Annotated in this window: 10 protein-coding genes; all 10 read right to left on the minus strand. The window is 70.2% G+C overall.

Annotated elements, in window-relative coordinates:
* Positions 1-1125, minus strand: a 1125-nt coding sequence (gene rlmN, locus JWQ91_RS07075; protein WP_297782158.1) for a 23S rRNA (adenine(2503)-C(2))-methyltransferase RlmN, incomplete at its 3' end; no start/stop codon positions are given.
* A 142-nt stretch (positions 1126-1267) separates the two neighbouring features.
* Positions 1268-2251 carry a putative zinc-binding metallopeptidase gene (locus JWQ91_RS07080; protein WP_297782159.1) on the minus strand — a complete coding sequence of 328 codons (984 nt, stop codon included), beginning with the start codon at positions 2249-2251 and terminating at the stop codon, positions 1268-1270.
* Positions 2252-2292: 41 nt separating this feature from the next.
* Entirely contained in the window at positions 2293-3168 is an 876-nt protein-coding gene (locus tag JWQ91_RS07085; RefSeq protein WP_297782166.1) for a transglutaminase family protein, read from the minus strand.
* A 2-nt stretch (positions 3169-3170) separates the two neighbouring features.
* Entirely contained in the window at positions 3171-5627 is a 2457-nt protein-coding gene (locus JWQ91_RS07090) for a circularly permuted type 2 ATP-grasp protein (protein ID WP_297782160.1), read from the minus strand.
* A complete protein-coding gene (locus JWQ91_RS07095; protein ID WP_297782161.1) occupies positions 5624-8926 on the minus strand; it encodes a transglutaminase family protein in 3303 nt (1100 codons plus the stop codon). The genes JWQ91_RS07090 and JWQ91_RS07095 overlap by 4 nt, the downstream gene beginning before the upstream one ends.
* An 89-nt stretch (positions 8927-9015) precedes the next feature.
* Positions 9016-9879, minus strand: a complete 864-nt coding sequence (locus tag JWQ91_RS07100) for a phosphatidate cytidylyltransferase (RefSeq protein WP_297782162.1) — start codon at positions 9877-9879, stop codon at positions 9016-9018.
* The gene (frr, locus tag JWQ91_RS07105) at positions 9869-10423 is read right to left on the minus strand and encodes a ribosome recycling factor (RefSeq protein WP_297782167.1); all 555 of its coding nucleotides are present in this window, start codon (positions 10421-10423) and stop codon (positions 9869-9871) included. Before frr ends, JWQ91_RS07100 begins: the two co-directional genes overlap by 11 nt.
* Before the next feature lie 26 nt (positions 10424-10449).
* Positions 10450-11199 carry a UMP kinase gene (gene pyrH / locus JWQ91_RS07110; RefSeq protein WP_297782163.1) on the minus strand — a complete coding sequence of 250 codons (750 nt, stop codon included), beginning with the start codon at positions 11197-11199 and terminating at the stop codon, positions 10450-10452.
* Between the two features lie 45 nt (positions 11200-11244).
* A complete protein-coding gene (tsf, locus tag JWQ91_RS07115) occupies positions 11245-12060 on the minus strand; it encodes a translation elongation factor Ts (protein WP_297782164.1) in 816 nt (271 codons plus the stop codon).
* A 38-nt stretch (positions 12061-12098) separates the two neighbouring features.
* The coding region (gene rpsB / locus JWQ91_RS07120) for a 30S ribosomal protein S2 (RefSeq protein WP_297782165.1) at positions 12099-13184 on the minus strand (1086 nt) is incomplete at its 5' end.

The raw sequence follows: 13184 nt of genomic DNA on the forward strand, positions 1-13184 counted from the left end.
CTCGACGGCGGCGAGCTGGCCGCAGGCGCCGTCGATGTCGCTGCCGCGGGTGTCGCGGACCGTGGTCGGGATGCCCTTGGCGATCAGCCGGCGGACGAACTCGCGCTCGTCCTCGGGCCGCGACGCGGTCCACTTCGAGCCCGGCGTCGGGTTGAGCGGGATCAGGTTGACGTGCACCCAGCCCCAGTCGCCGTACGACTGCAGGACGTCACCGAGCAGGTCGGCGCGCCACGCCTGGTCGTTGATGTCCTTGATCATGGCGTACTCGATCGAGACCCGACGCTTGGTGTGCTGGGCGTACTCCCACGCCGCCTCGACGGCCTCGTGGACCGACCAGCGGGTGTTGATCGGGACGAGCTCGTTGCGCAGCTCGTCGTCCGGCGCGTGCAGCGACAGCGCCAGCGTGACCGGGATGCCCTCGTCGGCGAGCTGCTTCATCCGCGGCACCAAGCCGACCGTGCTGACCGTGATGTTGCGGGCCGACATGCCGAGGCCGTCAGGGGCCGGCGAGACCATGCGACGCACCGCGCCGATGACGGCCTTGTAGTTGGCCATCGGCTCGCCCATGCCCATGAACACGACGTTGGACAGCCGGCCCGGTCCCCCGGCGATCTCGCCGCGGGCCATCTTGCCGGCGGCGTCGACGACCTGGTCGACGATCTCGGCGGTGCTCATGTTGCGCTGCAGGCCACCCTGTCCGGTCGCGCAGAACGGGCACGCCATGCCGCAGCCGGCCTGGCTGGAGACGCAGATCGTGGCGCGGTCGGTGTAGCGCATCAGGACCGACTCGACGAGCGCCCCGTCGAACAGCTTCCACAGGTTCTTGACCGTGGCGCCCTTGTCGGCCTCCATCGTGCGGAGGGGGTTGAGCAGCGTCGGCAGGAGGTCCTCGACGATGCGGTCCCGGCTGGCGGCCGGCAGGTCCGTCATGTTGGCCGGGTCGCGCTCGAGGCGTCCGTAGTAGTGGTGCGCGACCTGCTTGACCCGGAAGGCGGGCTCACCGAGAGCCTCGGCCGCGGCCGTACGCTCCTCGGCGGTCAGGTCGGCGAGGTGCCGTGGCGGCTTGGCGCGGCCACGCTTCTGCTCGAAGACGAGCGGCAGGGGGTTCGGGTTGACGGAGGACACCCGATCATTCTCGCATTCGGGACCCCAGCCCTGAAATCGCCGAGTGGCGCAAGGCGTACCGCGAGTGGCGCAGGATGAAGAAAACGAGACGGCGTGTCGTGCAGAACTGCGCCACTCGCGGTCGGGTGTGCGCCAGTCGCGGTCAGCGACGGGGCAGGTCCGCGACGAACTGCAGCTTGGCGAGCACCGGTGCGGGGATGACGAACGGGTAGAGCGCGCCCTTGCCCATGCTGCGGTTGATCTGGTTGAGCGCGATGCTCAGCGGGACCCACACGCCGACGACCAGGTCGCGGAACGACGTGAAGTCCTGCGGCGACGCGACGGTCGCCAGGCCGAACGCCGACGCCGTCTCGATCGTGTCGCAGATGTGCATGTAGTGCGCGAACGTCTCGGCGAAGTCCTCGAACGGGTGCATCGTGGCGTACATGCTGATGAACCGCTGCTCCCAGCCGGCGGGCGGGCCCTCGGAGTAGTGCCGCTGGATCGCGTCCGCGTAGCTCTCCTCCTCGTTGCCGAAGAGCTCGCGGGCCGTCCCGATCAGGTCGCCGCGGACGTGCTGCCACTCGATGTAGTGGCCGATCTCGTGCCGGAAGTGCCCCAGCATCGTGCGGTAGGGCTCGTCGAGATCGACGCGCACCTTCTCCCGGTGGGCGTCGTCGCTCTCGGCGAGGTCGAGCGTGATGATGCCGCTGTCGTGGCCCGTCGTGACGTCCTCGTCGACGCTGGACAGCAGGTCGAACGCCAGACCGTTCTCCTCGTCCTGGCTGCGCGGCACGATCGGGAACCCGAGGGTGTCGAGCTCGACGACGAGCCGGCGCTTGGCCTCCTCGGCGACCTTGTACTCCCGCAGGCCCACGAGGTCCTCGTCGCTGGGCCGTGTGCGGGTCAGCCCGCAGCTGAAGCAGTGCCCGCCGGGGAACTCCGTCAGCCAGGTGCAGCCCGAGAGGTTGAGGTTGCGGCACACGTGCCAGATGTCGCCGTCCGCATCGACGTACTGCCCCTTGTTGTCGACCGGGACGATCGCCTTCTCCGCACGGGAGAACCCGAGGTTGGTCTTGCAGGAGACGCAGATCGAGTTCTCGAAGAACAGGGCTTTGCCGCACACGCGGCAGGAGAAGGCTTTCACCGATCAAGTCTGTCAGGGTCTCGCGGATCCGCCCAACTGCGTCACGTGACGGGTGCCACGTCCACCTCGACGCGCAACGTCGAGGTCTTGGCCTCGGTGAAGATGACGCCCTTGACGGGGGGCACGTCGGCGTAGTCGCGGCCCCATGCGACCGTCACGTAGCGATCGTTGGCCCACTGGTCGTTGGTCGGGTCGAGCGCGAGCCATCCGTCCCCCGGGATCCACACCGCGGCCCAGGCGTGCGTCGCGTCGGCACCGACGATGCGCTCCTTCCCCGGTGGCGGGGTCGTCGCGAGGTAGCCGCTGACGTAGCGCACCGCGAGCCCGTGCGACCGCAGGCAGGCCAGCGTCAGGTGGGCGAAGTCCTGGCACACCCCGGCGCGCTTGTCGAAGATGTCGTCGACCGTTGTCGTGACGGTCGTGGCGGTCTTGTCGTACGCGAAGTCCGCGTGGATGCGGCGCATGACCTCGGTGACGGCTTCCCCCACCGGGCGGCCCGGGGTCAGCGACTCCGCGGCGTACGCGTGCGCCTCGGCGGTCTGGTCGGCCAACGACGATGGGAGGGCCAGGTCCTGCACCCGCCACGCGTCGGGGACGTCGGGACGGGTCACCGGGCGGGCGGACTCCCACGGCGCGGCCAGCGCGGCCTCGTCGTGCTGCTCGGCGCGGACGTCGACCTCGCTCGTCGCCAGGATGTCGAGCACGCGGTGCGGCTCGGTGATCTGGAAGTAGGTCGCGGTGTTGCCGTAGTAGTCCAGGTCGGTGGTGCAGTCCTCCGTCACGGGGTCGAGCGTCAGCCCCTGGCTCAGGACGTCCTGCCAGGGCAGCCGGCGCGGGACGAGGTAGGCGATCCCGAGGCTGTCGCTGACGTCGTCGTCGTACGAGTACCTGGTCCGGTGGGAGATGCGGTAGCGCATCGTCACTCCACCACCGTGGCGAAGCCGAACGAGCGGGGCGTGGGCGCCGGCGTGAAGTGCAGCTCGCCGACGGCGTCGGCGAACCGGGTCAGCTGCCCGATGCAGCCGTCGAGGAAGCGCTCGAGGTTGGGCCGGCGCTCCCCCTCGATCGCGGTCAGGGTCGCGACGTCGGCCCGCTCGAGCTCCTCGGCCAGGTCGTCCAGGAGCCGCTCCGGACGGGTCGACCCCGTCGACTGGGGCATCGCGGCGAGCTGCTGACGCATCTCGGCGATGCCGAACGCCAGCGAGCGCGGGTTCTCCACGTCGGCCAGCAACAGGTCCAGGACGCCGGTCAGGCGTACGTAGCCGCGGTAGCGACGGCGATGTGTCACGGCGCTCTCGGCCGCCGTGAGCACGGCGTTGTGGACGTCACGGTCCACGTCGATCCCCCGCCGGACGGTCGTCGTCGACCGCAGCAGGTGGCACAGCTGCAGCGCGCGCTCGACGGCCCGGCCCGTGCCGATCATGCGCCAGCCGGGATCGCGGATCATGTTGGCGGTGACACCCTGGAGCGACAGGATTCCGGTCAGCATCTGTCCCGCGCTCTCGGCGACCTGGTGGCTGTAGTGGTAGGCCACCAGGTTGGCGGCGGCCCGATCGGTCGAGCCGAAGGCCTGCCACGTGTCGGGCGAGAGCTGGTCGCGCACGCTCTGCGCGGCGTCCCGCAGGGCGCCGATCGACTGGGCGACCGAGCCCGGCCGGTGCGCGTCGAGCAGCACGGACCGGAAGTTGTCGTCGAGCTGGTCGGGACCGAACCGGGAGCCGCTGAGACGCGCGATCGCGCCCATCAGCACCGCCAGGCTCGTCCCGCCGGCGGACTGCGGGCGGGACCGGAAGTCCTCGGCGCTCGCGTGCGCCGTCAGCACCAGCCGCAGCATGTCCTCGGCGCGCTCTGCGTATCGCCCGAACCAGAACATGTCCTCCAGGACACGGGGCACCATTGCCATCGGCGCCCGCACGTTGGTCAGCGGCAGGACGTCCACGAGCCCCTGGTCCGGGTCGTCGGGACGGTCCTTCAGGACCCACACGTCCTTGCTGGCCCGGGCCCGGCCGTCCGCGAAGACGTTGGCCAGGCCGCCGACGAGCGGACGGTACGTCGACCCGTACCTCAGGGTGAACGTGCGCAGCGTGACGATGCGGGGGCTGACCCCGTGGGAGTCGAGCACGGGTGACTGCGACAGCGGCAGCGACTCCTGGCCGACGTAGCGGTGCGGCGCGGCGCGGACGAGCTCGCTCAGCTCGTCGTGGGACCGGTCAGCCAGGTCGACGGGATCGTCGATCGCCTTGACCAGCAGCCCGTCGAGGTTGTCCAGGACGTATGCCATCGAGCGGGGCTCGCCCGCCCAGTAGGTCTGCACGGACGGCAGCCGCAGCGGCTCGTCGAGGAGCAGCTCGCACATCGCGGACATGTACGGCAGCAGTCCCGGGTTCTCCAGCACACCGGCACCGAGCCCGTTGACGACCCGCACGGATCCCCGGCGCACCGCCTCGGACAGGCCGGCCACACCGAGCTGGGAGCCCTTGCGGAGCTCCAGCGAGTCGCTCCAGTCCGCGTCGACCCGGCGCAGGATGACGTCGACCCGCTCGAGCCGGCCGAAGACCCGCATCCACACCGCGCCGCCACGCATCACGAGGTCGCTGCCCTCGACCAGGGGGAAGCCGAGGCTCGACGCGACGAACGCCTGGTCGTACGCGGTCTCCGAGTGCGTGCCCGGCGACAGGACGACGACCCGCGGGTTGGGCGCGTGGCCCGGCGCGGAGTCGATCAGGGTCGCGCGGAGCGCCTGGAAGAACGGCGCCATGCGGTGCAGGCCGGCCTGCCGGTAGAGCTCGGGGAGGACCCGGGAGATGACCCGGCGGTTCTCCATCGCGTAGCCGATGCCCGACGGTGCCTGGGCGCGGTCGGCGATGACCTGCCACTCCCCCGCGGCGTTGCGCCCCAGGTCGGCCGCGGCGAGCAGCAAGGGGTGCGGGTCGTGCGCCGACGTGCGCGCCGACACCCGCAGGAAGCCGCGGTGACCGAACACGACGGCGGGCGGCAGCGTCCCGGACGACAGCAGACGCTGCGGGCCGTACAGGTCCACGAGGATCGCGTTGAGCAGCTCGGTGCGCTGCGCCAGTCCCACCTCGAGCGGGGACCACTCCGCGGCGCCCACGATCAGGGGGAACGGGTCAAGCCGCCACGGGCCCGGCTCCATCGACGGCGGCGTGTAGGTGACCCCGTCGTTGGCCAGGAAACGCTCGATGTCGCCACCGACCCGGCGCAGGTCGGCCTCGGTCAGCTGCACCGCGCTCTCGGCGAGCAGGCGCCAGCTGGGACGCAGCGTGCCGTCAGGAGCGACCACCTCGTCGTAGCGGGCCGGCTCCCCCGTGAGCGTCGGTTGCGTGACTGCGGTCGAGTAGTCGCGGAGCGCCGTCACTGACCCGCTCCGCGTGCCGTGCCCGAGGGCGCGGTGCGACGCAGGTCGAGGGTGTGGGGGTACTCGTCGCTGGCCGCCTGGGCACCGGCCTCGCGCATCGCGCCGACGTCGAGCGCCCCGGCCGAGTGGCCGAACGGCTCGAACCGGCTCGAGCGACGCGCCTCGGCCTCACGGGCGTTGATCGGCGGGTGCTCGTGGGCACGGCCGCCGGGGTGCACGACGTGGTACGTCGCGCCGCCCAGCGAGGTCGCCGACGGCACGTCCACGACGTCGAAGCGCAACGGTGCGTGCACCTCGATCGACGGGTGCAACGCCGACGGCGGCTGCCACGCGCGGTAGCGGACGCCGGCGAAGTACTCGCCGGCCACACCGGTCGGGGTCAGGGGCACGGGAACACCTTGGCACGTCACGAGGTGCTGGTGCGGCACGACCCCGCGCACCGTGACCTGCAGGCGCTCGACCGACGAGTCGACGTAGCGGGCCATGCCGCCCGACGTCGCCTCCTCGCCCAGCACGTGCCACGGCTCGATCGCGGCCCGCAGCTCGAGCTCGACGTCGCCGGCGCGGGTCAGGCCGATCCGCGGGAACCGGAACTCGGTGAACGGGTCGAGCCACGACGACTCGAACGCGATGCCGTGCTCGCGCAGGTCGGCCACGACGGCGCCGATGTCGCGGATCGCTCCCTGCGGCAGCAGGAAGTCCTCGTGCAGGGCCGTGCCCCAGCGGACCAGCGGCGCCCGGTAGGGCTTCTCCCAGAACATCGTGACCAGGGACCGCACGAGCAGCGACTGCACCATCGCCATCTGCGGGTGCGGCGGCATCTCGAAGCCCCGCAGCTCCAGCAGGCCGAGCCGGCCGCGGGAGGAGTCGGGGCTGAACATCTTGTCGATGCAGAACTCGGCCCGGTGGGTGTTGCCGGTCAGGTCGGTCAGCAGGTGGCGCAGCGCCCGGTCGACGAGCCACGGCCGCGGCTCGTCGGTCTGGGCGGTCAGCCGGTCCAGCTCCCGGAACGCGATCTCGGCCTCGTACAACGACTCGGGGCGCCCCTCGTCGAATCGGGGAGCCTGGCTCGTGGGACCGATGAACCGGCCCGAGAACAGGTAGGACAGCGACGGGTGGCGCTGCCAGTACGTCATGAGGCTGACCAGCAGGTCGGGGCGCCGCAGCAGCGGTGACGCCGCCGGCTCGTGGCCACCGAGCGTGATGTGGTTGCCGCCACCGGTGCCGGTGTGGACGCCGTCGAGGTCGAACTTCTCGGTTGTGAGCCGCGCGTGGCGGGCGATGTCGTAGAGCGTGAGGGTCAGCTCGCGGAGCTCGGACCACGAGGCCGTCGGCTGCACGTTGACCTCGATGACACCCGGGTCGCTCGCGACGACGAGCTGGGTCAGGCGGGCGTCCGGCGGCGGACCGTAGCCCTCGATCACGACGGGCTGGACCAGGGTGGTGGCCGCGGTGTCGATGACCCGGAGCAGGTCGGCATAGTCCTCCAGCCGCTCGGTCGGCGGGAGGAACACGTGGACGTAGCCGCCCCGGGCCTCGATCGTCAGCGCCGTCGTCGGCTGCTTGACCGGGTCGACGACCTGCACGGGCGGGATGCCGGCGACGAGCGCGGGGCCCGCCTCGACGTAGGACGGGTCGCCGGACGCGTGCGGGTCCTCCCACGTGATCGACGCCAGCGGCAGGCGCAGGCCCACCGTCGAGGTGCCGGGCAGCAGGACGATCCGGCCCCGGCGCAACGACCAGTCCGGGCTGGACCACTCCTCCCCCGTCACGATCGGCAGGACCCAGCCCGTGGGGTCGACGACGCCGGCGTCGAGCTCGGCCGCGAAGGCGGCGTCCGGCCGCTCGGGGTCCACGCCGGGGCGTTCGCCGTCGGGCGTGCGCAGCTCGTGGAGCAGGTCGTTGAGCGGGTCCTCGTACGCCGGACGCAGCTGCGAGTCCGGCAGGCCCAGCAGGCGGGTGACCTCGGCACCGAACGCCGCGGCCCTCTCCCTGGCGTCGGGCTGTGCGCGGGACTCGTCCCACGGATCGGCCAGCAGGGCCGGGTCGGACCAGAGCGTCTCGCCGTCGCTGCGCCACTGCAGGGAGATCTGCCAGCGTGGCAGCGGCTCGCCCGGGTACCACTTGCCCTCGCCGCGGTGGACGACGCCGCCCCCGGCGTAGACCTCGCGCAGCCGCTCGGCCAGCTCACTGGCCTTGATGCGCTTCTCGGGTCCGTCGGCCTGCGTGTTCCACTGCGGCGTCGTCACCTCGTCGAGGCCGACGAATGTCGGCTCGCCGCCCTGCGTGAGGCGCACGTCCCCGGACTCCAGGCGAACGTCGATCGCCTCGCCCAGCGTGTCGATGCGCTGCCACTGCTCGTCGGTGTAGGGCTTGGTGACACGCGGGTCCTCGTGGATGCGACGCACCGTGTTGTGGAAGGAGAAGTCGACGGTGGCCCGCTCCATCAGCGCGCCGGAGATCGGCGCGGCCGACGAGGGGTGCGGGGTCGCGGACAACGGGATGTGTCCCTCCCCGGCGAACAGCGACGACGTGGGATCCAGACCGATCCACCCCGCACCGGGCACGAAGACCTCGGCCCAGGCGTGCAGGTCGGTGAAGTCCTCCGTGGGTCCGCTCGGCCCGTCGATCGCCTGGGTGTCGGAGGCGAGCTGCACGAGGTAGCCCGACACGAACCGGGCTGCGAGACCGTACTGGCGCAGCAGCGACACCAGCAACCACGAGCTGTCCCGGCACGAGCCGATGCCCCGGCGGAGCGTCTCGTCCGGGGACTGGACGCCGGCCTCCATCCGCACCGAGTAGCCCACCGTGCGGTAGATCGCGGCGTTGAGCTGGACCAGGAACGGCACCATCGCCATCCCGCCCTCCGGCAGGTCCGGCAGTCCCTCGAGGAACTCCGTGACGAGCGGGCCGGGCCGGTCGGACTCACCCTCCCCGACGGGGCGCAGGTACGGCGCGAGGTCGGCGGCGAGCGACGGCTCGTACTGGAAGGGGTACGTCTCGGCGTACTCCTCGATGAAGAAGTCGAAGGGGTTGACGACCATGAGGTCCGCGACCAGGCCCACCGTGATGTCGAGGGTCGAGACCTTCTCGGGGAACACGAGCCGCGCCAGCCAGTTTCCGAACGGGTCCTGCTGCCAGTTGACGAAGTGGTTGGCGGGGCTGACGGTCAGCGAGTACGCCTCGATCGGTGTCCGGCTGTGGGGGGCGGGCCGCAGGCGCACGACGTGCGGTCCCAGCTCGACAGGTCGCTCGAACGTGTAGGTGGTGCGGTGCTCGAGTGCGACTTTGATCGACATGACTCAAGGGTGCCCCGAGCCGGTTACGCCCACGTAACCGGGCCTGCCGACGAGCCGCCGGACGTGCGTGACTCGTCAGCGCGACGGGGTCAGGTGACCGGGACCAGGGTGAACAGGATCAGCCACGCGACCGGGGCGACCGCTATGAGCGAGTCCAGCCGGTCCATCAGGCCACCGTGCCCGGGCAGCAGGTCACCCATGTCCTTGATGCCGAGATCGCGCTTGATGAGCGACTCGGACAGGTCGCCGAGTGTCGCCAGGACCACGCCGGCGGCGCCGAGGATGATCCCCACCCACCAGTGGCCGTCGAGGGCGTAGACGACCGAGAGGATGCCCGACCCGATGCCGAAGATCAGCGAGCCGGTGAAGCCCTCCCACGACTTCTTGGGGCTGATCGTCGGCGCCATGGCGTGCTTGCCGAAGAGCACGCCGGCGATGTAGCCGCCGATGTCGGAGGCGATCGTCGCGACGATGAACGCCACGATCCGCCAGGCGCCATCGTCCTCCTTGAGCATCAGGACGACGAACGTGCCCATGAGGAACAGGTAGGACAGGCTGAACACCCCGGCGCTGGCATCGCGCACGAAGCCGTCCGCGCCGTCGGCGAGCCGCCACACCATCGTGCCGATGACGGTCAGCGCCATCGCGATCGAGGCGGTCTCCATGCTGCCGAAGTAACCGCCGACCAGCATGATGACGCCGCCGGTGGCGACCGGCAGGACCGGGAGCTTGATGCCGACGGTCGAGAACGCCCGGGTCAGCTCGAACAGGCCGATCACCAGGGCGAGCGCGACGACGCCGATGAAGACTTCCTTGACCAGGAACAACGAGGCCAGGACGACCGCCACCAGGCCGACACCGACCGCGATCGACGCCGGCAGGTTGCGACCGGCCCGTCCGACCTTGACTGCTTCCGCGGGTGTCTCGGGGGTGCTCGGGGACTCAGACCTCAAGGAGCTCGGCTTCTTTGTTCTTCAGCAGCTCGTCGATGACCTCGACGTGCTTCTTGGTCATCGCGTCGAGCCGCTTCTCGGCGCCCGTGTTGTCGTCCTTGCTGATCTCGGAGTCCTTCTCGGCCTTGTCGAGGGCCTGCTTGGCGTTGCGACGGACGCCGCGCACCGCGATGCGTCCCTCCTCGGCCTTGGACTTCGCGAGCTTGATGTACTCCTTGCGGCGGTCCTCGGTGAGCTCGGGCAGCGTCACCCGCAGCACCTTGCCGTCGTCGCTGGGGTTGACGCCCAGGTCCGACTCACGGATCGCCTTCTCGATCGCGGGCTTGGCGCCCGCGTCGTACGGCTGGATGATGACGGTGCGCGGCTCGGGGACCTGGAAGCCGGCGAGCTGGTTGAGCGGGGTCTGCTGGCCGTAGTACTCGGCCGTGATCTGGGCGAACATCGCGGGATGAGCGCGGCCCGTACGGATCGCGGCGAACTCGTCGCGGGTGTGCTCGACGGCCTTGCCCATCTTGGCGTCAGCGTCGCGCAGGGTCTGGTCAATCACGGTGTTCTCCTTGGGGGGTCTGCCTAGACGGCATGAACCAGTGTGCCGATCTTCTCACCACGGAGCACGCGGGCGATGTTGCCCTCGCCCTCCATGCCGAAGACGATCATCGGCAGCTTGTTCTCCATGCACAGGGCAAAGGCTGCGGCATCGACGACCTTGAGGCCCATGCGGAGCGCGTCGTCGAACGTCAGCTCGTCGAACTTCTTGGCCGTGGGATCGGTGCGCGGATCGGCGGAGTAGACCCCGTCGACACCGCTCTTGGACATCAGCACGGCGTCGGCGCGGATCTCCAGTGCTCGCTGCGCCGAGACCGTGTCGGTCGAGAAGTAGGGCATGCCGGCACCGGCGCCGAAGATCACGACGCGGCCCTTCTCGAGGTGGCGGATCGCGCGGCGCGGGATGTACGGCTCGGCGACCTGGCCCATCGTGATGGCCGACTGGACCCGGGTCTCGATGCCCTGCTTCTCGCAGAAGTCCTGCAGCGCCAGGCAGTTCATGACGGTGCCGAGCATGCCGATGTAGTCGGCCCGCGAGCGGTCCATGCCACGCTGGCTGAGCTCGGCGCCGCGGAAGAAGTTGCCCCCGCCGACGACGATCGCGACCTCGACGCCCTCGGCCACGGCCTCGGCGATCTGCTTCGCGATGCCGTTGACGACATCGGGGTCGATGCCGATCTTGCCGCCGCCGAAGACCTCGCCGGACAGCTTCAGCAGGACCCGCTTCAGCTGATGACCGGAGGCCGGATCCTCGACATGCTCTGCAGTGGTCATGGATCCGGCCTCTCGATCAGCGGGTGTACGGGTCGTGCGGGTGGGTCAGGCGCCGATCTCGATGTGCGCGAAACGCTTGAGCGTCACGCCGGCCTCATCGAGGAGTGCCTTGACCGTCTTCTTGTTGTCCTGGACCGACGACTGCTCGAGGAGGACCTGCTCCTTGAAGAAGCCGTTGAGGCGACCCTCGGTGATCTTGGCGATCGCCTGCTCGGGCTTGCCCTCCTCACGGGCCGTGGCCTCGGCGATCTCGCGCTCCTTGGCAACGATGTCCGCGGGGACCTCGTCGCGCGTCAGGTAGCGAGGACGCATCGCGGCGATCTGCATCGCGACGCCGCGGGCGACGTCGTGCCTGTCGCCCTCGAACTCGACGAGGACGCCGACCGCGGGGGGCAGGTCGCTCGCACGACGGTGCATGTACGTCGCGACGTTGCCGTCGAAGCTGGCGACCCGTCCGAGCTCGATCTTCTCGCCGATGACGACCGCGAGGTCGGCGACGGCCTCAGTCACGGTCTTGCCGCTCTCGAGCTTCTCGTTCGCGAACGCCGCAGCGTCGGCCGGCTTCGTCCGGTCGGCGAGGACCGCGAGGTCCTCGGCGAGCTGGATGAAGGTGTCGTTCTTGGCGACGAAGTCGGTCTCGGAGTTGAGCTCGACGATCGCGCTGCCGTAGTTGGCGACGAGCCCGGAGGTCGCCTCCCGCTCGGCACCGCGCTTGGCAGCCTTGGCGGCGCCCGAGATGCGGAGCACCTCGACCGCCTTCTCGAAGTCGCCGTCGGCCTCGGTGAGCGCCTTCTTGGCGTCCATCATCCCGGCGCCGGTGGCGTCGCGGAGCTTCTTGACGTCTTGGGCAGTAATAGCCATGTGAATGTTCCTTTGCGGAGTTCTGTGCAGTCGGTGGGTTACTTGGAGCCGGCGGGCTTGAAGCCCGCAGCCTCGGCCGACTCGGCGGTGTCGAACCACACCTCGGCCTCGGCGGCGTCGTACCACTGACCACCCTCGAGGTGGTAGAGACCCGAGTCGGCGTTGCCCTTGACCGCGAAGCCCTTGGGAGCGTTGCCGCTCTTGAGCGGGGACTTTGAGCCGGGACCGAACGGGGCCGTGGCGGTGGCACCCTCGGGAGCCTTGACGGCGGGCTCCTTGGCGTCGGCCTTCGGGGCCTCCTCGGCGGGAGCCTCGACCAGCGTGGCCGGGGCAGCAGCCTCGGCGGCCGGAGCGGCGTCGGCGGTCGTGGCCGGAGCGGCGTCGGCGGCAGCAGCGGCGGCCTCGGCGTCCTTCTTCTCCAGCAGCTCGCGCTCCCAGTCGGCCAGGGGCTCCTCGGCACCGAGCTCGGCGCCGGGCTCTTCCTGACCGGTCTTGGCGCCACCGCGGGCGATGAGGCCCTCGGCGACGGCGTCGGCGATGACCCGGGTCAGCAGGCCGACCGAGCGGATCGCGTCGTCGTTGCCCGGGATCGGGAAGTCGACGTCATCCGGGTCGCAGTTGGTGTCGAGGATCGCGATGATCGGGATGCCGAGCTTCTTGCACTCGTCGACCGCGAGGTGCTCCTTCTTGGTGTCGACGATCCAGGCAGCGGCGGGCGTGCGGCCCATGTCGCGGATACCACCGAGGGTGCGCGACAGCTTCGCGTACTCGCGGCGCATGTGGAGGAGCTCCTTCTTCGTGCGGTTGGATCCCGCGACGTCGTCGAAGTCGATCTCCTCGAGCTCCTTCATGCGCTGGAGCCGCTGGTGCATCGTCTGGAAGTTGGTGAGCATGCCACCGAGCCAACGCTGGTTGACGTAGGGCATGCCGACGCGCTTGGCCTGCTCCTCGATCGGCTCCTGCGCCTGGCGCTTGGTGCCGACGAACAGGATCGTCCCGCCGCGGGCGACGGTGTTCTTGACGAACTCGTAGCCGGCGTCGATGTAGGCCAGCGACTGCTGGAGGTCGATGATGTAGATGCCGTTGCGCTCGGTGAAGATGAATCGCTTCATCTTGGGGTTCCA

Origin of the sequence: Aeromicrobium sp. (assembly GCF_025965075.1) — a bacterium.
Lineage (GTDB): Bacteria > Actinomycetota > Actinomycetes > Propionibacteriales > Nocardioidaceae > Aeromicrobium.